25 protein-coding genes are annotated in these 25,200 nt (G+C 70.8%); 15 read left to right on the forward strand and 10 right to left on the reverse strand.

The genetic code is table 11. The features are described 5' to 3' along the window. The first annotated feature begins 24 nt into the window (after window positions 1–24). The 10 genes from ACFWGP_RS03495 to leuA all read left to right on the forward strand — a co-directional run bounded on the left by ACFWGP_RS03495 (window position 25) and on the right by leuA (window position 10,419). Window positions 25–387: an HIT domain-containing protein gene (locus ACFWGP_RS03495; protein ID WP_376930127.1), complete on the forward strand. Its 363-nt coding sequence runs from the start codon at window positions 25–27 to the stop codon at window positions 385–387. Next, entirely contained in the window at window positions 374–1,492 is a 1,119-nt protein-coding gene (locus ACFWGP_RS03500) for a PhoH family protein (protein WP_374201121.1), read from the forward strand. The genes ACFWGP_RS03495 and ACFWGP_RS03500 overlap by 14 nt, the downstream gene beginning before the upstream one ends. Continuing rightward, on the forward strand, window positions 1,489–1,950 hold the full coding sequence (ybeY, locus tag ACFWGP_RS03505; protein ID WP_231431156.1) for an rRNA maturation RNase YbeY: 462 nt from the start codon (window positions 1,489–1,491) through the stop codon (window positions 1,948–1,950). The genes ACFWGP_RS03500 and ybeY overlap by 4 nt, the downstream gene beginning before the upstream one ends. Before the next feature lie 2 nt (window positions 1,951–1,952). Next, window positions 1,953–3,269 (forward strand): hemolysin family protein, encoded by a 1,317-nt coding sequence (locus ACFWGP_RS03510; protein ID WP_376930128.1) that lies wholly within the window; start codon window positions 1,953–1,955, stop codon window positions 3,267–3,269. Further along, window positions 3,262–4,155, forward strand: coding sequence for a GTPase Era (gene era, locus ACFWGP_RS03515; protein WP_376930129.1), 894 nt, complete (start codon window positions 3,262–3,264; stop codon window positions 4,153–4,155). The genes ACFWGP_RS03510 and era overlap by 8 nt, the downstream gene beginning before the upstream one ends. 128 nt (window positions 4,156–4,283) lie before the next feature. Continuing rightward, complete coding sequence (locus tag ACFWGP_RS03520) at window positions 4,284–5,477, forward strand: sensor histidine kinase (protein WP_376930130.1); 1,194 nt, start codon at window positions 4,284–4,286, stop codon at window positions 5,475–5,477. Next, window positions 5,474–6,148, forward strand: coding sequence for a response regulator transcription factor (locus tag ACFWGP_RS03525; protein ID WP_231431152.1), 675 nt, complete (start codon window positions 5,474–5,476; stop codon window positions 6,146–6,148). Before ACFWGP_RS03520 ends, ACFWGP_RS03525 begins: the two co-directional genes overlap by 4 nt. An 81-nt stretch (window positions 6,149–6,229) precedes the next feature. Then, the gene (locus tag ACFWGP_RS03530) at window positions 6,230–6,991 is read left to right on the forward strand and encodes an ABC transporter ATP-binding protein (RefSeq protein ID WP_231431151.1); all 762 of its coding nucleotides are present in this window, start codon (window positions 6,230–6,232) and stop codon (window positions 6,989–6,991) included. After that, a complete protein-coding gene (locus ACFWGP_RS03535; RefSeq protein ID WP_376930131.1) occupies window positions 6,991–8,388 on the forward strand; it encodes an FtsX-like permease family protein in 1,398 nt (465 codons plus the stop codon). Before ACFWGP_RS03530 ends, ACFWGP_RS03535 begins: the two co-directional genes overlap by 1 nt. A 258-nt stretch (window positions 8,389–8,646) precedes the next feature. After that, window positions 8,647–10,419 carry a 2-isopropylmalate synthase gene (leuA, locus tag ACFWGP_RS03540; RefSeq protein ID WP_376930132.1) on the forward strand — a complete coding sequence of 591 codons (1,773 nt, stop codon included), beginning with the start codon at window positions 8,647–8,649 and terminating at the stop codon, window positions 10,417–10,419. A gap of 109 nt (window positions 10,420–10,528) precedes the next feature. On the opposite strand, the gene ACFWGP_RS03545 is transcribed toward leuA, so the two are convergent. Next, window positions 10,529–11,215, reverse strand: coding sequence for a trimeric intracellular cation channel family protein (locus tag ACFWGP_RS03545; protein ID WP_231431148.1), 687 nt, complete (start codon window positions 11,213–11,215; stop codon window positions 10,529–10,531). A gap of 52 nt (window positions 11,216–11,267) precedes the next feature. Here ACFWGP_RS03545 and recO point away from each other — a divergent pair, with 52 nt between their 5' ends. Continuing rightward, window positions 11,268–12,089 carry a DNA repair protein RecO gene (gene recO / locus ACFWGP_RS03550; RefSeq protein WP_231431147.1) on the forward strand — a complete coding sequence of 274 codons (822 nt, stop codon included), beginning with the start codon at window positions 11,268–11,270 and terminating at the stop codon, window positions 12,087–12,089. Beyond that, the gene (locus tag ACFWGP_RS03555; RefSeq protein ID WP_231431146.1) at window positions 12,086–12,895 is read left to right on the forward strand and encodes an isoprenyl transferase; all 810 of its coding nucleotides are present in this window, start codon (window positions 12,086–12,088) and stop codon (window positions 12,893–12,895) included. The genes recO and ACFWGP_RS03555 overlap by 4 nt, the downstream gene beginning before the upstream one ends. A 3-nt stretch (window positions 12,896–12,898) precedes the next feature. On the opposite strand, the gene ACFWGP_RS03560 is transcribed toward ACFWGP_RS03555, so the two are convergent. The 6 genes from ACFWGP_RS03560 to ACFWGP_RS03585 form a co-directional block, all read right to left on the reverse strand. Further along, window positions 12,899–14,611, reverse strand: a complete 1,713-nt coding sequence (locus tag ACFWGP_RS03560; protein WP_376930133.1) for an ABC1 kinase family protein — start codon at window positions 14,609–14,611, stop codon at window positions 12,899–12,901. A 51-nt stretch (window positions 14,612–14,662) separates the two neighbouring features. After that, window positions 14,663–15,229 carry a PadR family transcriptional regulator gene (locus tag ACFWGP_RS03565; protein ID WP_376930134.1) on the reverse strand — a complete coding sequence of 189 codons (567 nt, stop codon included), beginning with the start codon at window positions 15,227–15,229 and terminating at the stop codon, window positions 14,663–14,665. A 43-nt stretch (window positions 15,230–15,272) separates the two neighbouring features. Then, a complete protein-coding gene (locus ACFWGP_RS03570; RefSeq protein ID WP_376930135.1) occupies window positions 15,273–15,821 on the reverse strand; it encodes an AAA family ATPase in 549 nt (182 codons plus the stop codon). A 33-nt stretch (window positions 15,822–15,854) separates the two neighbouring features. Continuing rightward, window positions 15,855–16,037, reverse strand: coding sequence for a hypothetical protein (locus ACFWGP_RS03575; RefSeq protein ID WP_376930136.1), 183 nt, complete (start codon window positions 16,035–16,037; stop codon window positions 15,855–15,857). After that, a complete protein-coding gene (locus ACFWGP_RS03580) occupies window positions 16,034–16,699 on the reverse strand; it encodes a DsbA family protein (RefSeq protein WP_376930137.1) in 666 nt (221 codons plus the stop codon). Before ACFWGP_RS03580 ends, ACFWGP_RS03575 begins: the two co-directional genes overlap by 4 nt. A 115-nt stretch (window positions 16,700–16,814) precedes the next feature. Next, complete coding sequence (locus ACFWGP_RS03585) at window positions 16,815–17,291, reverse strand: aminoacyl-tRNA deacylase (RefSeq protein WP_275505857.1); 477 nt, start codon at window positions 17,289–17,291, stop codon at window positions 16,815–16,817. Window positions 17,292–17,384: 93 nt separating this feature from the next. Between ACFWGP_RS03585 and dusB the strand changes: the two genes are divergently transcribed. Genes dusB through dnaG form a run of 3 tightly spaced genes read left to right on the forward strand, consistent with a single transcriptional unit; the run spans window position 17,385 to window position 21,719 of the window. Next, the gene (dusB, locus tag ACFWGP_RS03590; protein ID WP_231431139.1) at window positions 17,385–18,554 is read left to right on the forward strand and encodes a tRNA dihydrouridine synthase DusB; all 1,170 of its coding nucleotides are present in this window, start codon (window positions 17,385–17,387) and stop codon (window positions 18,552–18,554) included. A gap of 1 nt (window position 18,555) precedes the next feature. Continuing rightward, window positions 18,556–19,812, forward strand: coding sequence for a deoxyguanosinetriphosphate triphosphohydrolase (locus ACFWGP_RS03595; RefSeq protein ID WP_231431138.1), 1,257 nt, complete (start codon window positions 18,556–18,558; stop codon window positions 19,810–19,812). A gap of 50 nt (window positions 19,813–19,862) precedes the next feature. Then, window positions 19,863–21,719: a DNA primase gene (gene dnaG, locus ACFWGP_RS03600; protein WP_376930138.1), complete on the forward strand. Its 1,857-nt coding sequence runs from the start codon at window positions 19,863–19,865 to the stop codon at window positions 21,717–21,719. Window positions 21,720–21,722: 3 nt separating this feature from the next. On the opposite strand, the gene ACFWGP_RS03605 is transcribed toward dnaG, so the two are convergent. From ACFWGP_RS03605 to ACFWGP_RS03615, 3 genes are all read right to left on the reverse strand, one after another. Further along, window positions 21,723–22,289, reverse strand: coding sequence for a TlpA disulfide reductase family protein (locus ACFWGP_RS03605; protein ID WP_231431136.1), 567 nt, complete (start codon window positions 22,287–22,289; stop codon window positions 21,723–21,725). Beyond that, window positions 22,286–22,756 (reverse strand): hypothetical protein, encoded by a 471-nt coding sequence (locus ACFWGP_RS03610; protein WP_376930139.1) that lies wholly within the window; start codon window positions 22,754–22,756, stop codon window positions 22,286–22,288. The genes ACFWGP_RS03605 and ACFWGP_RS03610 overlap by 4 nt, the downstream gene beginning before the upstream one ends. A gap of 128 nt (window positions 22,757–22,884) precedes the next feature. Further along, window positions 22,885–24,984 carry a peptidase M6 gene (locus ACFWGP_RS03615; protein WP_376930140.1) on the reverse strand — a complete coding sequence of 700 codons (2,100 nt, stop codon included), beginning with the start codon at window positions 24,982–24,984 and terminating at the stop codon, window positions 22,885–22,887. Window positions 24,985–25,200: the final 216 nt, after the last annotated feature.

The raw sequence follows: 25,200 nt of genomic DNA on the forward strand, positions 1-25,200 counted from the left end.
GCGATCCCTCGCTACGATGGTGGAATGACCGACTCGCGCGCTGAACCGACCGTCTTCGAACGCATCGTCGCGCGCGAGATCCCGGCGCGCATCGTCGCCGAGTCCGAGCGCGTCATCGCGTTCCACGACATCGCACCGCAGGCGCCGGTGCACGTGATCGTCACGACGAAGGCGGGCGACTACCGCGACGTGGTCGAACTCGCCGCGGGCGACCCCGAGCTGCTGGCCGAGCTCGTCGGCGTGGCTCGCGACGTCGCGGGCGACCTCGCCGACGGCGAGTTCCGCCTGGTGTTCAACACCGGTGCCTCGGCCGGCCAGACCGTGTTCCACGTGCACGCGCACGTCCTCGCGGGCGGGCTCGAGGAGGGCACGCTTGCCGGAGCCTGAGTCGACGGAGTCCGCGGTGCCGACCGGGCCGGAGGGGGCGGCGACCGGCGTCGACGAAGAGCGCCTGCGCATCGACGGGGTGCAGATGGTGCGCCTGCTGGGGCCCCAGGACCGACTGCTGACCTCCGTCCAGCGCGAATACCCGGGCGTCGAGGTGCACGTCCGCGGCAACGAGATCGCGATCCGCGGCGCTGCCGATGAACGTCGCCGGGTACGCCGGCTGATCGAGGAGCTGCTCGAACTGGTGCGCCGCGACCAGGACCCGACCCCGACCGAAGTGAGGAGCTCAGCCCGCATGCTCGACGCCGACCCCGACGCGAAGCCCTCCGACCTGCTCGGCCAGGTGATCGTCTCCAGCCGGGGCAAGACCATCCGGCCGAAGACCGAGGGCCAGCGCGCCTACGTCGACGCGATCGACGAGAACACGATCGTCTTCGGCATCGGCCCCGCAGGCACCGGCAAGACGTACCTGGCCATGGCGAAGGCGGTGCAGGCGCTGCAGCGCAAAGAGGTCAATCGCATCATCCTCACGCGCCCCGCGGTCGAGGCGGGGGAGCGGCTCGGGTTCCTGCCCGGAACGCTCACCGACAAGATCGACCCCTACCTGCGGCCGCTCTACGACGCCCTCAACGAGATGATGGACCCCGAGCTCGTGCCGAAGCTGCTCGCCTCGGGCACGGTCGAGGTCGCCCCGCTGGCGTACATGCGCGGACGCACCCTGAACGACTCGTTCGTCGTGCTCGACGAGGCGCAGAACACGACGCCCGAGCAGATGAAGATGTTCCTCACCCGACTGGGGTTCGGATCGAAGATGGTCGTCACCGGCGACGTGACGCAGATCGACCTCCCCGGCGGCGCGAGCGGACTGCGCCTCGTCACGCGCATCCTCGATCGCATCGACGACATCCACTTCGCGCGCCTCACGAGCGACGACGTCGTGCGCCACACCCTCGTCGGACGCATCGTCGACGCGTACACCGAGTTCGACCAGCGGCAGCAGGCGCAGCGCTTCGAGCGCGCCGAGGCCCGCGAGTTCGCGAATCGCGCCGAACGGCGCGGTCACGCCGGTCCCCGCGACCACCTGCCGAGAAAGGGCACGTCTTGAGCATCGAGATCAACAACGAATCCGCGATCGAGGTCGATGAGGCCGCGATCCAGCGGCTCGCGGTCTACGCGCTCGACGCCATGCACGTCCATCAGGACGCCGAGCTCGCGATCGTGCTCGTCGACGAGGGCGCGATGGAGCAGCTCCACGTCCAGTGGATGGACGAGCCCGGCCCGACCGACGTGCTGAGCTTCCCGATGGACGAGCTCCGCCCGGGCACGGAGGAGGCGCCGACTCCGCCCGGGCTCCTCGGCGACGTCGTGCTGTGCCCGCAGGTGGCCGAGTCGCAGGCTCGCACCGCCGGTCACTCGCTGCTCGACGAGCTCCTGCTGCTGACGACGCACGGCATCCTGCATCTGCTCGGCTTCGACCACGCCGAGCCCGACGAGGAGAAGGAGATGTTCGGCATCCAGCGCGACATCCTCGTCGGCTTCTCGATGCAGGAGCGCCGCCGCTGACCATGCTGCCCTGGCTCTTCCTCGCCGCGGCGTTCGTGCTCGTCGCCTTCGGCGGGCTGATGGCCGCAGTCGACGCGGCCGTCGGCGTCTCGAGCCGGGCCGACCTCACCGACCTCGCGATCGGGTCGCGCGCCCGGCGCTCACTGCTGGCGATCGCCGACGACACGGGGGCGCACGTCAACGCCGTCAACTTCGTGCGCATCGTCGCGGAGACGACCGCGGCGGTGCTCGTGACGCTCGCGTTCACCTACTTCATCGAGGACATCTGGCTCGTGCTGCTGTGCGCCGCCTTCATCATGACGGCCGCGTCGTTCGTGCTCGTCGGCGCGAGCCCGCGCAGCGTCGGACGCGCGCACGCACCCATGGTGCTGCGGCTCACGGCCCCGCTCGTGCACTTCCTGCGGGTGCTCATCGGACCGCTCGCGGGGGCGCTCGTGTCGCTCGGCAACCGGGTGACGCCCGGGCGCCTGCGGTTCGCGGGGGTGTCGAGCGAGGAGCAGCTGCTCAGCATGGTCGACGAGGCCGCCGAGCTCGACGTCCTCGAGGAGGGCGATCGCGAGCTCATCCACTCGATCTTCGAGTTCAACGACACCGTCGTGCGCGAGGTCATGGTGCCCCGCACCGACATGGTGACGATCGACGCGACGGCGCACCTGCCGCACGCGATGGCGCTCTTCCTCAAGGCGGGGTACTCGCGCATCCCGGTGATCGCGCGCGACGCCGACGACGTCACGGGCATCCTCTATTTGCGCGATCTCGCGAGACTCGGGTTCGAGCGTCCGCTCGACGCCGAGGAGGTCACCGTCGGCGAGCTCGGGCGGCCGGCGACCTTCGTGCCCGACTCGATGAAGGCCGACGCGCTGCTCAGGCAGATGCAGCTCGAGTCGACCCACCTCGCGATGGTCGTCGACGAGTACGGCGGCATCGCCGGTCTCGTGACCCTCGAAGACCTCATCGAGGAGCTCGTGGGCGACATCTCCGACGAGTACGACCGTGAGGCGGCGCAGGTCGAGCCCCTCGGGAACGGCCGGTACCGGGTGAACGCCCGGCTCCCGATCGACGAGCTCGGCGAGCTGTTCGGCCTCGACCTCGAGGACGAGGACGTCGACTCGGCGGGCGGGCTGCTCGCGAAAGAACTCGGCCGGCTGCCGCAGCCCGGCGAACGAGCCGGCGTCTCGGGCCTCATCCTCGAGGCCGAGCGCACCGAGGGGCGGCGCAAGCGCATCTCGACGATCCTCGTCGAGGCCGACCAGGCCCTCATCGACGCCCACGCCGCATTCGACGGGGGCGAGACCGTGGAGAGGAACCATCGTGACTGAGTACCGTGCCGGATTCGTGTCGTTCGTCGGCCGGCCGAACGTCGGCAAGTCGACGCTCACGAACGCGCTCGTCGGCGAGAAGGTCGCGATCACGAGCTCCAAGCCGCAGACGACCCGACGCGCGATCCGGGGCATCGTGCATCGGGAGCACGGCCAGCTCATCCTGGTGGACACGCCGGGTCTGCACCGGCCGCGCACCCTCCTCGGCGAGCGGCTCAACACCCTCGTGCAGTCGACGCTCGGCGATGTCGACGTGATCGCGTTCTGCGTGCCCGCGAACGAGGCGATCGGCCCGGGCGACCGATTCATCAACGAACAGCTCGACCAGTACCCGCGCGCGAAGAAGGTCGCAATCGTGACGAAGACCGACGCCACGTCGAAGGCCAAGGTCGCCGAGCAGCTGCTCGCCGTGTCCGAGCTGCGCGACTGGGCCGCGATCATCCCGGTCTCTGCCCCGCGAGGCGAACAGCTCGACGTGCTCGTGGCCGAGTTGCTCGCCCTCATGCCCGAGTCCGACCAGCCGCTCTACCCGGCCGAGGCGCTCACCGATGAGGACATCACCGACCGCATCGCCGAGTTCGTGCGAGAGGCCGCGCTCGAGGGCGTGTCCGACGAGCTGCCGCATTCGATCGCGGTGACGGTCGACGACATGATCGAGCGGGACGACAAGGATCTCGTCGAGGTGTACGCGAACCTCTTCGTCGAGCGCGACAGCCAGAAGGGCATCATCATCGGCAAGGGCGGCGCCCGGCTCAAGGAGGTCGGTGCGGCCGCGCGCGGGCAGATCGAGCAGCTGCTCGGGCGCAAGGTCTACCTCGCCCTCCACGTGAAGGTCGCGAAGGACTGGCAGCGCGATCCGAAGCAGCTCGGCCGCCTCGGCTTCTGAGTCGAGCATGCGACGGGGCGGGGATGCCTCGGAGGGCGTGCGATCGGGGCGCCATCTCTCGTACCACTCGAGGATGATTCCGCGCCGCTGAGCCCCTCTCGGCGCAGTCGAGCGCGTACGGTGGATCGGTGCCCACCAGGATCAGCCGTGCGAAGCTCACGACCGACATCGTGCTCGCCGGCGTGTTCGCGCTCGTGTGCCTGCCGTTCGCGCTGCTCGGCGGCGTCTCGGACGTCCTGATCCTCGTGGTGTTCGCCGGGGCGCTCGCGGTGCGCCGCTACGACCCGGGCTGGTCGCTCGCGATCGCGTGGGTCGCGGCGCTCGCCCAGATGCTGCTGCTGCGCGACCTGCAGCTCTACGACGCGGCGGTCCTCGGCGTGCTGTACTCGACCGCGGCGCACGGCGGGCGCGTCGTGAAGTGGCTCGGGCTCGGCTCGGCCGGGGTCGGTGCGGTGCTCGCGACCGCCTATCTCGCGTGGGTGAAGCCGCTCATCGACGGGGCGACGTTCGCGGCGCCGCAGGACACGATCGGCACGGTGATCCTGACCGGCGTGCTCTTCGTCGCGTCGATCGCGGTCCTCGTGCTCGCGTGGACCGCCGGCCTCCTCGTGCGGGCCGTCCGCGACACGCGCGAAGTGCGGCGTCGAGAAGAGGTGGCGAACCGCGAGCGCGAGCTCGCCGAGTACCGCTGGGTCGTCGAGCAGGAGCGCAACCGCATCGCCCGCGACATGCACGACGTCGTCGCCCACTCGCTCGCGGTCGTGATCGCGCAGGCCGACGGTGCGCGGTTCGCCGCCCGCACGAAGCCCGAGTCGGCGGTCGATGCGCTCGGCACGATCGCCGGGGTGGCGCGGGGCGCGCTCGGCGACGTGCGCCTCCTGCTCGCCGAACTCCGCCATCACGAGACCGAGTCGCCGCAACCCGTGCTCGACGATCTCGGCGTCCTGCTCGACCAGGTCCGCGCGGCCGGGCTCGACATCCGCCTCGACGAGCACGGGGTCCGCCCCGAGCTCGGCACGGGGCAGCAGATCGCCGTCTACCGCATCGTGCAGGAGGGCCTCACGAACGCGCTCCGGCACGGCGACCCAGCACAGCCGGTGCAGCTCGCGCTCCGGTGGGACGACGCGGGGGTGACCGTCGAACTCGTGAACGCCCGCCGGGCCGACGTGCCGCCGCCCGACTCGCATGCGTTCCGCCACGGCATCCCCGGGATGCGCGAACGCGCGCAGCTCGCCGGCGGTACCCTGCAGGCGGTGGCCGGCGACGACGGACTCTTCCGTCTCACCGCCCGCATCCCCGCCCGAACCGGAAGGACCGCATGAGCATCCGCGTCGCCCTCGTCGACGACCAGGCCCTCTTCCGTGCCGGCGTGCGCATGCTCGTCGAGTCCCAGCCCGACCTCGAGGTCGCGGGCGAGGCGGGCGACGGTGTCGCAGCGGTCGCCCTCGCGGCATCGGTACGGCCCGACGTCGTGCTCATGGACGTGCGGATGCCGCTCGCCGACGGCATCGCCGCCACCGAGCGCATCCTCGCCGACGCGGATCGCGAGGGGCGCACGGCCCCGCGCATCCTCGTGCTCACCACCTTCGACCTCGACGAGAACGCCGCACGGGCGATCCGCGCCGGCGCGAGCGGCTTCGTGCTGAAGGACGCCGACCCCGAGTTCTTGCTGGCGGCGATCCGCACCGTGCACCAGGGCAACCAGGTCATCGCCGCGTCGGCGACCCGGGCGCTGTTCGCGCATGTGGGGGCAGGCTCGGGGCTGCGTCCCGCACCGCCGGCGTGGGGCGACCTGACGCCCCGCGAGCGCGAGATCTTCGCACTCGCTGCGCGGGGACTCTCGAACAGCGAGATCGCGGCGGGCGAATTCCTGTCGGAGGCGACGGTGAAGACGCACGTCAGCCGCATCCTCGCGAAGCTCGGCCTGCGCGATCGGGTGCAGCTCGTGGTGTTCGCGTACGAGCACGACCTCACCGAACCCGCTGCGGGCTGACGCCAACGTCATCCTCGAGGATGACGCGGGCGCGACTGCAGCCGGACGAGGCAGCCCCCGGGCATCCGTAGCGTCGAAGACATGCAGATCCAACCCTCCGACCTCGGTCTCATCGCCCGCGTCGCCGGCCTCGTCAAGCGCTACGGGCAGGGCGCCGGCACCGTCACCGCCCTCGACGACGTCTCGCTCGGTCTCCGTCGCGGCGAGTTCACCGCGATCATGGGGCCGAGCGGCTCCGGCAAGTCGACCCTCATGCACATCATGGCCGGCCTCGACTCGCCGAGCGCGGGGCGCGTCTGGCTCGGCGACACCGACATCACCGAGCTCGGCGACTCGGCCCTGACGGTGCTGCGCCGTCGCCGCATCGGGTTCGTGTTCCAGTCGTTCAACCTCGTGCCGACGCTCGACGTCCGCGGCAACGTGCTGCTGCCGTTCGAGCTCGACGGCCGGCGCCCGACGAAGGACGAGCAGGAGTGGACCGACGAGCTCTTCGCCACCCTCGGCCTCGGTGATCGGCTGACGCACCGCCCGCACGAGCTCTCCGGCGGCCAGCAGCAGCGCGTGGCGATCGCCAGGGCGCTCGCGACGCGCCCCGATCTCGTCTTCGCCGACGAACCCACGGGCAACCTCGACTCGCGCACCGGCCGCGAGGTGCTCGGGCTCCTCGCGGCGGCGAGTGCGACCTACGGCCAGTCCATCGCGATGGTGACGCACGACCCGGTCGCCGCGAGCCACGCCGACCGCATCCTCTTCCTCGCCGACGGCCGTATCGTACGCGATTCCGGCCGGTCGACGCCCGAGGAGATCTCGGCATTCATGCTCTCGATGGAACTGGCCTCCTGATGCGCACGCGATTCCGGGACCAGTGGCCGACGCTCGTGGTCGCGACGATCGCCGGCACGTTCGGCGTGCTGCTCCTGCAGGTGACCGGCCTCCTGGCCGCGGCGATCCGGGCGGACGACGTCACGGGCGAGAGCGACACCGTCGCACTCATGCTCAGCGTGCTCGCGACGGTGTTCATCGTCATCGCCGTGTACGTGAGCGCGATCGTCACCACGAACACGGTCGCGACGGTCGTCGCGGGACGCACTCGCGTGATCGCGCTCCTTCGTCTCATCGGCTCGAGCGCACGCGCCCAGCGCGCCCAGATCGCGAAGGAAGGGCTCGTCATCGGCTTCGCGGGTGCGGCGATCGGCATCCTGCTCGGCACGGCATCGGCGTACGGCCTCGCCCGTTCCGCGGTCGCGAGCGGGATGCTGCCCCAGACCGAGTACGACTACCTCAACGTCTCGGTCGTGCTGCCGGCGATCGCCGTCGCCCTCACGACCTGGGTGGCGTCGTGGGTCGGGTCGCGGCGGGTGCTCAAGGTGCGCCCGGCCGAGGCGATCGGCAACGCGAACCCGCAGAGCCAGGAGGCCGTCGGCCGTCGCCGCGGCCGCAACATCACGGCGGCGGTGCTCGTCGTCGTGGGGGTGGCCCTGCTCGCGGTGGGCGTCGTCGTGGGGCTCACCCGGCCGGAGGGTGTGCTCATCGGCATGGTCGGCGGCGCCGTGTCGTTCACGGGCGTCGTGCTCGGCGCCGACGTCGTCATGCCGCCCGTGCTGCGGCTCGTCGGGCGTCTGTTCGGTCGCTCGCCCGCCGCACGCCTCGCCGCCGAGAACGCGGTGCGCAACCCCGAGCGCAGCTCGCGCATGACGATCGGCCTCGTCATCGGCGTCACGCTCATCACGACGTTCTCGGTCACGATGGAGTCGTACCGCGCGATGATCCTCGCCGCCCAGAAGGCGCAGCCCGAGGTGTTCGCCGGCATCGAGCCGATGCTGAACGCGACGATCGCGGTCTTCACGGTGCTCATCGGCTTCAGCGCGCTCATCGCGGCGATCGGCATGGTCAACACCCTGTCGCTCAGCGTGCTGCAGCGCTCCAGGGAGCTCGGCCTGCTGCGCGCGCTCGGCTTCGACCGGCGGCAGCTGCGACGCATGATCGTCGTCGAGAGTGCGGCCCTCACCGTCGCTGCGACGCTCACGGGCCTCGTGCTCGGCTTCGGGTACGGCTGGGCGGGCGCCCAGGCGCTGCTCGGCGGCGCGCAGGGTCAGCCGGTGTTCGTCTTCCCCGGCATCCCGTGGGTCATGATCGGCGCGCTCATCGTCGCAGCGGGCGTGCTCACGCTCGCCGCGTCCATCGCTCCGGCGCGTCGCGCGATGCGCGTGTCGCCGGTCGCAGCCCTCGCGGTCGAATAGGGGCGTCGCGAGGAGGTGGGAAGGGCGGGCGGATGCCTCGGGGGAGGCATCCGCCCGCTTCGCCGCGCCGCCCGGCGACGCCCGCCGGGGCTCGCGCGACGTCACACGCGTGCGCGCCCGGCGCGCGGGTGTTAGCCTTGTCGCGTGCTTCACGGCCTGCTTCTCCTTAGCTGCCGCAGCGAGTCCTAGTTCCCAGGCCTCCCTCGCTGCGGAGTTCGTCGTCGGCTGATTCGATCCGAAAAGCGAGAAGAGCACCCCATGCAGAACAACCAGAAGCCCTCGGCGATGCCCGTCCATCGGTACCGCCCCTTCCACGAGCAGATCTCCGTCGAGCTGCCCGACCGCACGTGGCCGTCGAAGCGCATCGAGGTCGCACCCCGTTGGTGCGCCGTCGACCTGCGCGACGGCAACCAGGCGCTCATCGACCCGATGAGCCCCGAGCGCAAGCGCATCATGTTCGAGCTGCTCGTGAGCATGGGCTACAAGGAGATCGAGGTCGGCTTCCCGAGCGCGAGCCAGACCGACTTCGACTTCGTGCGCCAGCTCATCGACGACGGCGCGATCCCCGACGACGTCACCATCCAGGTGCTGACGCAGGCGCGCGACCACCTGATCGAGCGCACCTACGAGGCGATCGCGGGTGCGAAGCAGGCGATCGTGCACCTCTACAACTCGACGAGCATCCTGCAGCGCGAGGTCGTCTTCCGCACCGACCAGCAGGGCATCATCGACATCGCCCTGCACGGCGCGCGCAAGTGCCGTGAGATGGAGCGCACGATTCCCGGCACGGCCGTCTACTACGAGTACTCGCCCGAGAGCTACACGGGTACCGAGCTGGAGTTCGCGGTCGACGTGTGCAACCAGGTGCTCGAGGTCTTCGAGCCCACCCCCGACCGCAAGGTCATCATCAACCTGCCCGCCACGGTCGAGATGGCCACGCCGAACGTGTACGCCGACTCGATCGAGTGGATGAGCCGGCACCTCGCCCACCGCGAGAACGTGATCCTGTCGCTGCACCCGCACAACGACCGCGGCACCGCGATCGCCGCGGCCGAGCTCGGCTACATGGCGGGCGCCGACCGCATCGAGGGGTGCCTGTTCGGCAACGGCGAGCGCACCGGCAACGTCGACCTCGTCGCACTCGGCATCAACCTGTTCACGCAGGGCATCGACCCGCAGATCGACTTCAGCGACCTCGACCACATCAAGCGCACCGCCGAGTACTGCAACCAGCTGCGCGTGCACGAGCGCAGCCCGTGGGCGGGCGATCTCGTCTACACCGCGTTCTCGGGATCGCACCAGGACGCGATCAAGAAGGGCTTCGAGTCGATGGAGGCGAAGGCGGCTGAGACGGGCGTCGCCGTCGACGACCTCGAATGGGCCGTGCCGTACCTGCCGGTCGACCCGAAAGACCTGGGGCGCAGCTATGAGGCCGTCATCCGGGTCAACTCGCAGTCGGGCAAGGGCGGCGTCGCCTACCTGCTGAAGACCGACCACGCGCTCGACCTGCCGCGCCGACTGCAGATCGAGTTCTCGGGCGTCGTCCAGGCGAAGACCGATGCCGAGGGCGGCGAGGTGTCGAGCGACGACATCTGGCGCATCTTCAACGACGAGTACCTGCCGGCGCCGGCCGACCGTCCCGACGAGAAGTGGGGCCGGTTCGAGCTGCTGGGCCTCCGCACCGAGAGCGCCCTCGAGGGCGTCGTGAACGTGCGGGTCGGCCTTCGCGACGGCGACGAGCGAGTCGACGCCGACGCGAGCGGCAACGGCCCGATCTCGGCGTTCCTCAACGTGCTGGGCGCCGAAGGCGTCGATGTGAAGCTGCGCGACTACGTCGAGCACACGCTCTCGGCCGGCGGCGACGCGCAGGCGGCCGCCTACGTCGAGCTCGAGGTCGCCGGGCGCGTGCTGTGGGGCGTCGGCATCGACGCCGACATCTCGACCGCATCGCTCAAGGCGGTCGTCTCGGCCGTGAACCGCGCGCTGCGCACGACCGTGGTCGAGCCCGAGCCCGAGCTCGCCGCCGTCTGAGGTCCGTGCCAGTCGTTCCGGGGGTCGTTCTCCGCCGCCCGGATGCCTCGAGGCATCCGGTTCCGGCCGAGAACGACCCCCGGGGCGTGCCCGGGTGCGGTGCTCGCGGTCAGCGGTGGATGACGGGCATCACGCCCGTCTCGGTCGCGACCTTGCGGCGGTAGAGCATCCGCTGCTCGGGCAGCGAGAGGTCGAAGACCACTGCGAGCCAACGGATCACGCTCGTGACGACCACGCAGACGATGCCGCCGATGAAGAGCGGTACTCCGAACACGTCGAGCACCGCGAGCACGAGGCATCCCGCAGCCGCGGCGACCGCGTACAGCGAGCCGACGTGCATGATCGCCACCGGCAGGCTCATGAGCATGTCGCGCAGGATGCCGCCGCCGACCGCGGCGGCGACGCCCACGAACACGGCGGGAAGCAGCGGCAGGCCGAGCCCGAGCGCCTTCGACGTGCCGAACGCGCCGAACATGCCGATCACGATCGCGTCGAGCCCGACGATGACGCCGTTGAGTCGTTGCAACGGGGCCGCGAGCAGCATGCCGACGAGGGACGCCGCCACCGCGGTCACCAGGTACCAGTTGTTCTGGAGGGCGCCGATCGGCACGTTCAGCAGCAGGTCCCTGATGGCTCCGCCGCCGAAGCCCATGACGATGCCGACGATCGCGACGCCGAGCAGGTCGAGGCGTCGTTCGCCGCGGAAGCCGGAGGCGAACAGGGCCCCCTGCACGCCGCCGAGCCCGACCGCGGTGAGGTCGAGCCACAGGGGAATGGTGAACTGGGCGGTTTCCACGATCACAGTGAATCACGGATGCCGCGCCCCGCAGTGATGGGAGAATCGACGTGTGCCCGTGTACCGAGATGAAGCCGTCGTGCTGCGCACCCACAAGCTGGGCGAGGCCGACCGCATCGTCACCCTGCTGACCCGGCAGCACGGCAAGGTGCGCGCCGTCGCGAAGGGGGTGCGCCGCACCGGCTCGAAGTTCGGCGCGAGGCTCGAGCCGTTCATGGTGGCCGACCTGCAGCTCTACGAGGGTCGCAGCCTCGACGTCGTGACGCAGGCCGAGTCGCTCGGCTCGTACGGGGCCGACATCTCGCAGGACTATGCGGCGTACACCGCGGCGAACGCAATGGTCGAAACGGCCGACAAGCTCACCGAGGCCGAGGGCTCGCTGCAGCAGTACTTGCTGCTGGTCGGCGCACTCCGCTCGCTCGCGCGGCGCGAGCACGGCCCCGCGCTCACCCTCGACTCGTACCTGCTGCGCGCGCTCGCCCTCGCCGGCTGGGCGCCGAGCTTCGGCGACTGCTCGCGCTGCGGGCGGCCCGGCGAGCACACCGCCGTCGTGGTGCAGCTCGGCGGCGTCGTCTGCGACGACGAGTGCGCCCCGCCCGGCACGCCGCGCATCGCGCGCTCGACGGTCGAACTGCTCGGGGCGCTGCTGTCGGGCGACTGGACGGTGGCCGAGGCCGCACCCGAGCGCGACCGCAACCAGGCGTCGGGCATCGTCGCCGCGTACACGCAGTGGCATCTCGAGCGGGGTCTCCGCTCGTTGCCGCACGTCAGCCGCGAGGCATCCGCGCCGGCACCTCGCGTCGCCCCGCACGACGCGACCGAACCGCACGACCGCCCCACCCGACCCGCCGAACCAGGAATGGCCACCACGTGAGTCCCAAGCCGTACACCCACCGCGACGCCGTGCCCTACCGGCCGATCGACTGGACGGGCATCCACCCGCCGGCGTTCCCGAAGGGGGCGGTGCCCGGCCACGTCGCAATCGTCATGGACGGCAACGGGCGCTGGGCGAACCAGCGCGGCCTCACCCGCATCGAGGGTCACAAGGCCGGCGAGGCCGCGCTCCTCGACGTCGTTGCGGGGGCGATCCAGGCGGGTGTGAAGCACCTGTCGGTGTACGCGTTCTCGACCGAGAACTGGAAGCGGTCGCCCGACGAGGTGCGCTTCCTCATGGGCTACAACCGAGACGTGCTGCACCGCCGTCGCGACCAGCTCAACGAGTGGGGGGTGCGCATCCGCTGGGCCGGGCGCAAGCCGCGGCTGTGGAAGTCGGTCATCGAGGAACTGCAGTTCGCCGAGCGGCTCACGGCCGGCAACGACGTGCTGACGCTGACCATGTGCGTGAACTACGGCGGTCGCAACGAGATCACCGACGCGGTGCGGCGGATCGCCGATGACGTCGCTGCCGGTCGGCTGCGGCCGTCGGCGGTGAGCGAGAAGCAGATCGCGAAGCGGCTCTACCAGCCCGACATGCCCGACGTCGACCTGTTCGTGCGATCGTCGGGGGAGCAGCGCACCTCGAACTTCCTGCTCTGGCAGTCGGCGTACGCCGAGATGGTGTTCCTCGACACGCTGTGGCCCGACTTCTCGCGCACCCAGCTGTGGGATGCGATCGAGATCTACGCGCGGCGCAACCGCCGGTTCGGCGGGGCGGTCGACGCGCCGACGGTCAGCGGCTGACCGCTATCGCCGCCGGATCCGCCCGACGACACCCGCGAACAGGGCGTGCAGCAGCGGCAGCACCGACAGCGCGACGAGCGTCGTGCCGAGGGCGGGGTTCGACGCCGTGAGCAGCGCCCCGCCGATGAGCAGCGCGGCGAACAGCACGGCCGACACGACTCGGCGGGCGACGCCCTCGACCCGGTCGAGCCGTCGCTCGAGGCGCGAGGTGTCGAACGACATGCGGCCCTGGTCGGCCTTCGTGATGAGGGCGTCGACGCGCTGCGGCATCCCCCAGAGCAGGCGGGCGCTCGAGAGTGCCTGCCCGGTGAGGTCCTCGACGAGGTTGCCGCCCTCCTCCTGCAGCAACTGCGACGCGTACGGCTCGACCGCGTCCCAGACGTTGAACTCGGGGTCGAGCCCGCTGCACATGCCCGAGGTGAGTGCCATCGCGCGGATCAGCAGCAGCAGGTGCTCGGGCAGCTGCAGCGGGAGCGAGCGCACGACGTCGCCGAACTCGACGCCGAAGTCGCGGAACTCGCGCGGATCGACCTGCTTGAGCTGTGCGAAGCCCATACCGCCGAAGCGCTCGAAGAGCTGCGTGAGCGCCCGCTCCAGCTCGGCCGTGTCGGCCGAGGGCATGAGCACTCCGATCTCGTGCGCGGCCTCGATCATCGCGCGACCGTCGCGTCCGGCGACCGCGATCACGAGCATCCGCAGCCCGGCTCGCAGCTCGGCGGGCACCTCGGCCATCATGCCGAAGTCGACGAAGGTGAGACGCCACGGGATGCCTCGCTCCCCGAGTTCGCGCGCGCCGTCGTCGCCGTCGGCGAGCGGAGTGACGAAGATGTTGCCGGGGTGCGGGTCGGCGTGCACGAAGGCGTGGGTGAACACCTGGTCGAACATCACCTCCGCGAACACGCGGGCCACCTCGGCAGGAGGGATCCCGGCGGCGCGCAGCGCCTCGACGTCGTTGATCTTGATCGCGGTGACATCTTCGAGGGTCAGCACGCGCCGGGTGGTTCGCTCCCACACCACGGCGGGCGCGTCGACCCGCGGGTCGCCCGCGAACGACTCGGCGAAGCGCTCGGCGTTCTGCGCCTCGTGCAGGTAGTCGATCTCCTCGAGGCTCGTCTGCGCGAACTCCTCGACGAGCGCAGGCGCATCGACGTGCTCGGAGACGACGCGTACGCGCCGGAGCCAGCCCGCGATGCGACGCAGCGCGGCGAGGTCGACGCCGACGATCTGCTCGATGCCGGGACGCTGCACCTTCACGACGACCTCGTCGAGCCCGGTCTCTTCAGCGTCGACGGGGGAGAGCCGCGCCCGGTGCGCCTGTCCGAGGGAGGCCGCCGCGACGGGCGCCTCGTCGAACCATGCGTAGACGCGGTCGAGCGGCGACCCGAGCTCGGCCTCGGCGAGCTCGCGGATCGCCGGGAACGGCACGGGCGGCACCTCGTCCTGCAGGCCCTCGAGCTCGGAGGTGATCTCGGGCGGCAGCACGTCGAGCCGCGAGGAGAGGAACTGCCCGACCTTGATCATGAGTCCGCCGAGTTCGACGGCGAGCGTGCGGAACCGTTCGGCCAGCCGGCGCATCCGCCGCTCGCGCGTGCGATCGGCGACGCTCGAGAGGCCGATCTTGGGCAGCACGAGCTCGTACCACCAGAGCTGCACGAGCTGGCGCGCGGCGAACCCGAGGATGCGGCGGGAGCGGGCGCGGTGGGCACCGTCGGTCATGCCGTCATCCTCTCGCGTTGCGGAGGACACGGCATCCCGGCCGGCACCCGATCAGCCCTCGGCCAGGATCGCGTAGAGGCGGCGCCGCGTCTCGTCGAGCGCCGTCACCGCCTGTTGGATCTGCTCGGGCGACCCGCTCCGGCCGACCTGCGCGGCGGCGGCGGCGAGTTCGACACCCGCCTTCGAGAGGGCCCGGTGGGCGCCCCCGTGGACGGTGGGCGACTCCCACGGTGCCGGGCGGTCGGCGGCGGCCGCCGCCTCGGCACGGCCGGCTTCCGTGAGCGAGTAGGTCTTGCGCCCCTGCAGCTCGGAGGCGGTGATCAGGCCCTCGTCGGCGAGGAGCTGCAACGTCGGGTACACGGAACCGGCGCTCGGCTTCCACGAGCCGCCGCTGCGCTCCTCGATCTCCTGCATGATCTGGTAGCCGTGCATCGGCTGCTCGGAGAGGAGCGCCAGCACGGCCGCGCGAACGTCGCCGCGCGACATCCGCTTCATTCCGGGGCGCTGTTCGAACGAGGAGCGCAGCTGCTCCATCGCCTCCCAGAGCGCCGCGCCCGGGTTTCCGGCTCCGCCGAACCCCTGGCCGCCGAATCCGCCGGTCGAACGATTCCCATTCATGATGACCTCCCGCGACATGCGAACGATACTCAACGATATATCGCTACTGCGCAGAACGGAAGGTCTTCTCCAGCCATGCCTCGGCATCGCGCGGGCGCTGGAGGCGCACCACTTCGAGGTGCGGTCGCCGCGCTGCGGCCTCGTCGACGAGGGCGCCCCGAGTGGCGTGCGTCGACCACGCCCAGCGCACGATGTGCTCGGGGTCGGTGAAGAACGTGCGCAAGGGTCCCTCGGTGTTGCCGTTCCAGAGCTCCTCGCGGCGCAGCCGGCGACGCACCGTGCGCACGATGACCCGTCGCATCACGAGCGGACGCGCATAGTCGAGGAAGACGAGCACCTGCGCCCGGTCGGCGAGCAGCTCGCGCACGGGCCCGTACTGCCACTCGGTCACCCACGCTGCTTGAGCCGTGAACCTGTCGACGTCATCGGCGAAGCTCGGCCGCGCGGTCCAGTCTGGACCGTGGAACAGCGCATCGATCTCCTGGTAGGGCAGACCGGATGCCTCGGCGATGCGTCGTGCGAGCGTCGACTTGCCCGCGCCGCTCGCCCCGGCCACGAGGATGCGTCGCGGTACGGCGGGGGAGTCCGGCATCCGACCACTGTAACGAGCGCCGAGCGACTCGGACTACTCGGCGGAGAGCCCCGGAACGTAGCAGACGTCGCCCTCGCAGACCATGGCCCCGGCGGCGCCGGTCACCATGGTGAAGGGCGAGGATGCCTCGGCCGAAGGCGACTCCGACGGGAAGACCTGCGCCGGCGCTGCGAGCGGCGCCGCTCCCGTGGCATCCGCCTCGATCTCGACGCTCACGCGGCGGCGCCGTCGCGCTCGCCCGCGACCTGGGTGAGCACCTGGCCGAAGACCTCGGAGGGCTGTGCGCCCGAGACGCCGTACTTGCCCTCGAAGACGAAGAACGGCACGCCGTTGATGCCGTAGGCGCCCGCCTGGGCGATGTCGGCCTGCACGTCGGCGGCGTAGCGGCCCGACTCGAGGGCCGCGCGCGCGGCGTCGGCGTCGAGACCCGCTTCTGCGGCCAGCTCGACGAGCTCGTCGACGCGGCCGACGTGGCGGCCGTCGGTGAAGTAGGCCTTGAAGAGGATCTCGGAGAGCTCGAGCTGGCGACCCTGCGACTTCGCGAAGTGCAGCAGCTCGTGGGCCTTCAGCGTCTTGGTGTGCTTGAGCGCGTCGAAATCGTAGTCGAGGCCGGCGTTCGCGGCGACGCCGGTGACGTGCTGCAGCATCTGCTGCACGCGCTCGGTCGGCAGGCCCTTGTGCTTCGCGAGGAAGTCGACCTCGCTGCCTTCGAAGTCGACGGGCGTGTCGGGGGCGAGCTCGAACGAGTGGTACTCGATCTCGACGTCGGGCGCGTCGTCGCCGAGCGAGGCGAGGCCGGCTTCGAGGTGGCGCTTGCCGATGTAGCACCAGGGGCAGGCGATGTCGGACCAGATGTCGATCTTGATGGGAGTACTCACGATGGATGCGAACGCATCGGATGGAGGGGGTATTCCCGCGGGCGGGGCTCGGCACACGTCGCCCCTCGACCACCGCGGTGCGCGCCGTTCGGCCACCGCCGATGGCCGACGGCGGTTACTCGGGGTCGCTGAGGTCGGCGACCGTCGCATCGAACGCGGCGATGAGGGCGTCGGCATCGACGAAGAGGCTCCGCCCGTGCTCGCCGGCGCCCATCGACACGCGGCGGCCCGCGACCGACTCGTCGACGTACACGGGCCACGGGGTGGTCGAGCCGAGGGGGGTGATGGTGCCGCGCTCGTAGCCCGTCGCGGCGAGCGCGAGCGACGCGTCGGGCAGCTGCAGCTTGTTGACGCCGACGAGGGCGCGCAGCTTCGGCCAGCTGATCTTGCGGCCGCCGGGCACGAGCGCGAACAGAAAGCTGCCGTCGCTGCGCTTGACGACGAGCGACTTCACGATGTCGCCGGGGGAGATGCCCATGAGCTCCGCCGCCTCCTCGAGGCTGCGCGCGGCGGGCCGCTCGATGATCTCGACCTCGAGGCCGCGCGCCTCGGCGTCGGCACGCACCCGTTCGGCGCCCGTGAGTTCCGCCATCTCGTCCTCCCCAGTGGCTCGTCTGTTCGAAATCCTAGGCTCGCACGGGCGCGGCGGGCGAGGCGGCGCAGAACTCTGGGAGAATCGTCGGTGATGTCTTCCACCACCCTCACCCGCGGTCCGCTCACGATCGGCGACCTCGAGCTCGACGTGCCCGTCGTGCTCGCGCCGATGGCCGGCATCACGAACACCGCGTTCCGGCGGCTCTGCCGCGAGTTCGGCGCCGGCCTCTACGTCTCCGAGATGATCACGTCGCGCGCGCTCGTCGAGCGCACGCCCGAGTCGATGCGGCTCATCACGCACCACGAGTCCGAGACGCCGCGGTCGATCCAGCTGTACGGCGTCGATCCCAAGACGGTCGCCGAGGCGGTCACCATGCTCGTCGCCGAAGACCGGGCCGACCACATCGACCTCAACTTCGGGTGCCCCGTGCCGAAGGTGACCCGCAAGGGCGGCGGTGCCGCCCTGCCGTGGAAGAGCGGGCTCTTCCGCGACATCGTCGAAGGCGCGGTGAAAGCGGCGGGCGACACCCCGCTCACAGTGAAGATGCGCAAGGGCATCGACTCCGACCACCTGACCTACCTCGAGGCCGGCCGCATCGCCGAGGGCGCCGGCGTCGCGGCCGTCGCCCTGCACGCGCGCACCGCGGCCGAGTTCTACTCGGGCCAGGCCGACTGGTCGGCGATCACGAAGCTCAAAGAGACGGTCACGAGCGTGCCCGTGCTCGGCAACGGCGACATCTGGTCGGCGGGCGACGCCCTGCGCATGGTCGACGAGACCGGGTGCGACGGCGTCGTGGTGGGGCGCGGATGCCTCGGTCGCCCGTGGCTCTTCGGCGATCTCGCGGCGGGCTTCCGCGGCGAGCTCGCCGACGGCGACGACGCGCTCTTCCGGCCGTCGCTCGGGCAGGTCGCGCAGACGTTCCGGCGGCACGCCGAGCTGCTGACCGACTTCTTCGACAGCGAAGAACGCGGCTGCCGCGACATCCGCAAGCACGTCGCCTGGTACTTCAAGGGGTACCCGGTCGGCGGCGACCTGCGCGCCCGCCTCGCGACCGTCGAGTCGCTCGCGATGCTCGACGACCTGCTCGGCACGCTCGACTGGACGATGCCGTACCCGGGCGAGGGCGCCGAGGGCCCGCGCGGTCGGGCCGGCACGCCGAAGAACCCGTCGTTGCCCGACGGCTGGCTCGCCTCGCAGGAGCTCGAGGGCCACGATCGGGTGACCCTCGTCGACGCCGAGCTCGACACGAGCGGCGGCTGAGATGGCGGCGCGACTCTTCGGCGGCTACGAGGCCGCCGACAGCGAGCGGATGCTGCCCGAGGAGCACTACTCCCGGCGCAGCGACTTCGCGCGCGACCGGGCGCGCCTGCTGCATTCGAGCGCCCTGCGCCGCCTCGCCGCGAAGACCCAGGTGCTGAGTCCGACGGCCGGCATCGACTTCGCACGCAACCGGCTGACCCACTCGCTCGAGGTGGCCCAGATCGGCCGCGAACTCGCCGACAACCTCGGCCTCGACCCCGACGTCGTCGACACGGCGTGCCTCGCGCACGACCTCGGCCACCCTCCGTTCGGGCACAACGGCGAGAAGGCGCTCAACACCTGGGCCGCCGACATCGGCGGGTTCGAGGGCAACGCGCAGACGCTGCGGCTGCTCACCCGGCTCGAGCCGAAGGTGTTCGGCGCCGACGGCCGAAGCTACGGCCTCAACCTCACCCGGGCGAGTCTCGACGCGAGCTGCAAGTACCCGTGGCCGGAGGCGTCGGGCGTCGCCGACCCGTCGGGGCGGCAGAAGTTCGGGTTCTACCACGACGACGTCGCCGTGTTCGAGTGGCTGCGCGCCGGGGCGCCCGAGCGGCGCCTCTGCATCGAGGCGCAGGTGATGGACCTCTCCGACGACATCGCCTACTCCGTGCACGACTTCGAGGACGCCATCGTCAACGGGTACATCGACGTCGAAGCGCTCGGCGCCCGGGTCGACCACGACGAGCTCGTCTCGTCGATGTACGAGTGGATCGGCGGGGCGATCCCGCACGACGAGCTCATCGCCGCGTTCGACCGGCTCGACTCGCTCGACGTCTGGCTCGACGAGTGGTCGGGCAGCAGGCGCGACCAGTCACGGCTCAAGAACCTCACGAGCCAGCTCATCGGCCGCTTCGCGCACGCCGCGACGGCGGCGACGCGCTCCGCGTTCCCGCTCGCGAGCCTCATCCGCTTCGACGCCGACGTCGTCGTGCCGCGCGAGATCCAGGCCGAGATCGCCGTGCTGAAGGGCATCGTCGCGGCGTTCGTGATGTCGCGCAACACCCGGCAGCCGATCTACGTGCAGCAGCGCGAGGTGCTCGCGTCGCTCGCCGACGTGCTCTACGCGACGGGTGACCGGCATCTCGACGCCGGCTTCGCCGAAGACTGGGCCGCCGCCGACGACGACCAGGCGCGCAGGCGCGTCGTCGTCGACCAGGTCGCGAGCCTGACCGACCAGTCGGCGCTGAGCTGGCACGAACGGCTCGTGCGGCACTGATTGCGCACGACGACGGAACCACGACGACCGAGGACGAATAGGATGTGAGCATGGCGGGCCGGATTCGACAGAGCGATGTCGAAGAGGTGAAGGCCCGCACGAACATCGCCGACATCATCGGCGAGCACGTGAGCCTCAAGTCGGCCGGCGTCGGTTCGCTGAAGGGCCTCTGCCCGTTCCACGACGAGCGCAGCCCGAGCTTCAACGTGCGGCCCGGCGTCGGTTACTACCACTGCTTCGGCTGCGGCGAGTCGGGCGACGTCTACAGCTTCCTCCAGAAGATCGATCACGTGTCGTTCACCGAGGCGGTCGAACGCCTCGCCGGTCGCATCGGCTTCGAACTGCACTACGAAGACGGCGGGCCCGCCGCCGACCACGGCAACCGGGCGCGACTGCTCGCCGCGAACCAGGCGGCCGCCGAGTTCTTCGTCGAGCAGCTGGTGGAGCCGGCGGCCGACATCGGGCGGCGGTTCCTCGGCGAGCGCGGCTTCGACGCCGAGGCGGCCCGACGGTTCGGCGTCGGGTTCGCGCCGAAGAGCTGGGACTCGCTCACGAACCACCTGCGCGGTCGCGGGTACTCGACCGAGGAGCTCGCGGCGGCCGGACTCGTGTCGCAGGGCGACCGCGGCGTCTACGACCGGTTCCGCGGCCGGCTCGTCTGGCCCATCCGCGACGTCACCGGGCAGACCGTCGGCTTCGGTGCGCGGCGCCTGCTCGACGACGACAAGGGCCCCAAGTACCTCAACACCCCCGAGACCGCGGTCTACCACAAGGCGCAGGTGCTGTACGGACTCGACCTCGCCAAGCGGGAGATCTCCCGGTCGCAACGGGTGGTCGTCGTCGAGGGGTACACCGACGTGATGGCCTGCCACCTGGCCGGGGTGACGACCGCGATCGCGACGTGCGGCACGTCGTTCGGCGTCGATCACATCAAGGTGCTGCGGCGCGTGCTCGACGACTCTGGCGTCGGCGAGGTCGTCTTCACGTTCGACGGCGACGAGGCTGGGCAGAAGGCGGCCATGCGCGCGTTCGCCGAAGAGCAGCGGTTCGCCGCCCAGACCTTCGTCGCGGTCGCCCCCGACGGGCTCGACCCGTGCGACCTGCGCCTCGCCCGCGGCGACGCCGCCGTGCGCGCCCTGGTCGAGTCGCGCACCCCGATGTTCGACTTCGTGATCCGGCACACGCTCGCCCGCTTCGATCTCGAGACCGTCGAGGGCCGGGTCGGCGCGCTCCGCGCAGCGGCCCCGGTCGTCGCCGACATCCGCGATGCGTCGATCCGCCCCGGCTACACCCGAGAGCTCGCCCGCATGCTCGGCATGGAGCTCGGCGAGGTGACGCGCGCCGTGCGCGCGGCTGCGGGCCGCGATCGCGGCGCGACCGCGCGGGCCGAGGCATCCACACCCCGGGTGGCCGCGACCGACGGCGACGACCGGCCGTTCTCGATCACCGCGCTGCCGCGCGACCCGTCGACGAGGCTCGAGCGCGACGCCCTGCAGGTGATGCTGCAGTTCCCCGAACGCGTGGGCGACGACCTGCTGCGCCATGCCGTCGACTCGCGTTTCGGCGACGCGACGCTCGCCGTCGTGCGCGACGGCATCGCCTCGGTGCTCGGCTCCACCGACCCCGTCGTGCGCGTCGACCGGGTCATCGCCGAGGTGCCGCAGCCGTTCGCCGGCGTCGTGCAGCAGCTCGCGGTACTGCCCGTGCCGCAGCGCAGCGACGCCGAGCTCGAGGCGTATGTGCAAGGCGTCGTCAGCGCGCTCGTCGACCGCGAGCTGCTACGGCAGAAATCGGAGCTGCTCGGCCGCCTGCAGCGGCTCGACCGGGCCGATCAGGCGACGTACTCGGCACTGCAGCGCGCGCTCGTCGAGCTCGAGCAGGAGCGGCGGGCCCTTCGCGCCGAGTAGCGCTCAGCCCGCGGTGAGCACGATCGCGTCGAGCTGCTCGCGGATCGTGTCGGCGTCGGCGCCCGTGGGCCAGAGCTTGGCGAGGTGGCCCTCCGCGTCGATCAACGCGGTCATGGGCGGTTCGGTGACGGCGAAGGAGCGCCAGATCTGGAGATCGGGGTCGACGATCACGGGCTGGTCGACTTGCTGCTCATCGAGGTAGCTCGTGAGCTCCGCGACGTCGCGGTCGCCCGAGACCTGCACGATCGCGATGGCGTCGCCGTACTCGTCGGCGATCGTGGAGATCACCGACTGCTGCTCGGCGCAACTCGTGCACCAACTCGCCATGAACTGCACGATGAGCGGTCGACCGGCCGCGAGCGCCTCGAGGTCGACGCGGGTGTCGTCGACGAGTCGGCCGTCGAGCGCGGGCGCGTCGGGGGCGCCGTCGACCGCAGCGAACGACGCGTCGGCGGGGAGCTGCCCGGGGAGCCGGTCGGCGCCGCCCCTTGGCCCTGACGCGCAGGCGGTCATCATGAGCACGAGCGCGGCGACGACGGTGAACACTGCGGCTGATCGGGGCGGCGTCATTCTGCTCCTTCGGAGGACGGGTCGACCGACGCGAGGGCCGGCACGAAGATCATGGTCGCAGGTCCGTCCACGACGTGCTCGGCGACGACGTCGCCGTCGATGCTCACGCTGTACGTGCCGCTCTCGAGAGTCGCGGCATCGAGCACGAAGCGGCAGAAGGTCGGGATTCGCGGGGCGGTGCCGTAGTCGATGTCGTCGACCTTCACCGCCTCGCCGTCGCCGAGCACCGCGTGGTAGGACTCCCGGCCGTCGACGTCGATGAGTGCGAGCTCGGCGCCCTTGTGGAACCCGAGGTAGGGCCTCGCGCCCGAGCAGACGGCGCCGAGTTCCCGAAGGCTGCCGTCGCGAACGACGAGCTGGACCTCGCCTCCGGCCGCGTCACCGGGGGAGGCGCACCCGGCGAGCGCGGCGGCGGACAGGGCGAGCGCGGCGCACAGCGTCGCGCGGGGGATCGGTCGGAATGCCATGTCGCCTCCTGCGGCCCGCGGTCGGGCGGGCGTGGTCGTGGTCGGTCGAGGACGATCCCCGACGGTGCGCCCGCGGAACCGGAACCGAGGGGTTCCGGTTCCGCGGGCCGCCGATCGATGCGCTCGACTCAGCGGGCGTTGCCCGGTGCGTCGAGTTCGCAGGTGATCGTCTCGGTCACCGAGGGGTCGTTCTCGGACGTCGCGGTGACCGTCACGGTGGCGTCACGGGCGGCGTCCGCACCCCGGGAGGCGTAGACCGGAACGGTGATCGTCTCGCCGGCGGCGGCGGAGACGATGCTGCTCGGAGTGTTCACCGACCAGCCGCGGCCGTCGATCGACGTCGTGAGACGGTAGATGTCGCTGTTCGCCTTCGCGTCGGCGACGGCGTCACCCGTGTTGGTCAGCGGCACCTGGCACTGCGCGATCGAGACGCCCTTGGCCTGCGCCTGACCGTGCATGGACGCGAGGTCGCCCTTCACGATCGCCTTTCCGAGATCGACGCCGCGGGCCTGGGGGCCCGCGCTCACCGTCGAGCGCACCGCCACGTCGTACGACAGGATGCCGTCGTCGTCGCGCTCCATGTTCAGGATGTAGAAGTGCAGCCCGTTGGCCTCGTCGACGTACTCGTACTCCGAGCCCGAGTCGTTGCCGGCATGGAACAGCGCATCGTTCAGCTGACGCTGGTCGCCACGCGTGATCATGATCGGCGTGCCGTCCGGGCGGACGTAGTCGACCGTGTCGATGTTCTGCGGGTTCGCGTCGACCGTCCAGATGAACGGGTTGCGGTCCTGGTTCTTCGTCTTCGCGATCATCACGCCGTGGTCGGGCTGGAACGAGTCCGTGCCCATCCGGTCGATGACCTCGACGGTGTAGTTGTCGAACGAGCCGCCGTCGCAGTCGAACTGCGCCCGTCGGGTGCACGTGCCGGTCGAGTTGTCGGCCGCCGCAGCGTCGGGCTTGTCGAACACGAGGTTGATGCCGGTGAGCTCGCCCGGCCGCATGACCGCGCGCGAGGTGACCTCGGTGACCACCGAACCGAGCGCGTCGAGTTCGGACTCCTGCAGGTTCAGGTAGTTCGACGGGTCGATGATCCCGAGCTTGATGCGGTTGCGCAGCGCGACGCCCGCGGGCTGCGAGCCGCCGGCGACCGACGGAACGCTCCAGCGCTCGTGCGTGCCGCCGGGACCGTTGAACGAGCCGCGCGCGAGCACGTCGAACGGGCCGCTCGTGTCACGGAGCGGACCGCCGTCGTCGGCCTCGGTGCCGTACGGGTTGCCGTAGTTGTCGGAGATCCCGAGGATGTGCGAGAACTCGTGCGCGAAGGTGCCCATGCCCGAGGACTCGGCCTGCGTCGAGTTGCCGGCGCGGCCGTTGGACGGGAAGTTCGCGTTCGGCCAGTGGTTGATCGCGGCCTGCCACGACGTCCACGGGATGTAGCGGGTCTTCGCCCAGTTGGCCATCGGCTGCCCGTTCTGGTCGAGCGCCTGGCCGTTCTCGTCGCGCGGCGGGCCGAAGTCGTCGGTGACGTCCTCGGGCGACTCGAACAGCATCTGCCCGAACTCCTCCCACGTCGACGACTCGTCGTGCCCGGCCGTGATGTAGAACACCTGGTCGAACTCCTTGAGCGGGTCCGGCACGCCGAGGTCGGCACCCCAGAGCGCGAGCGCGTCGGTGCGCAGCACCTTGTCGCACGACTCGCCCTGCGGGCAGTACGCCGCATTCGGCTTGTTGAACGAGTCGTTCAGGCCGTACTCCTCGATGTTGCCGGGGAGCTGGTACGGACCGAACGCCTCCATCTGCACGCTGAGCCGACCACCCGACTGCTCCATCCAGTAGTCGTTGATGGTGCGGCCGTGGTTGAGCTCATTGGGCGTGTTCAACAGGTCGAGGTAGAACTGCGGCACGTCCTCGCGGTCGAGACCGTTCGCGAGCCCCGACGGGTCGCCGAAGGGGTGCGAACCCTCGGGCTGGGTGACGAGGAACGGCTGGTTCTCGAAGTCGAGCAGCACGATCGCGCCGTTGAACTGCCGCTCCGACCCCTCGGTGTCGCTCGCCCAGTCGGTGCCGGGGACGCCGACGTAGTCGTCCCAGGTCATGTCGTCCATGTTCTCCCAGTGCTGCGGGTCGACGGGGTCGAGCACCGCTGGGTCGAACGAGTCGGGCGGCGCCGCCATCGCGGCCCCGCTCGAGACGGTCGCGAGCGTGATGACGCCCAAGGCCGCGGCCACGGCGAGTCCGCCCCGTCGGATCCCAATTCTGCGTCGGTGTTGGTGTCGTGACACGTGAACCTCCCAGATCGTGTCTCTCGCGGGACGATGCAGCCCGCATGCATCACGTGTGGAGGCGGCACATAGCCGCCGGCTAGGTGATTCCCCGGATCCTTTCACCGACGAGATCCCGCGCGACAGGGATTCGACCGTTTCAACGCATGGGAGATTCCGATG

This window comes from Agromyces sp. NPDC127015, from assembly GCF_042725165.1.
In the GTDB taxonomy this organism is placed as follows: Bacteria; Actinomycetota; Actinomycetes; order Actinomycetales; family Microbacteriaceae; genus Agromyces; species Agromyces chromiiresistens.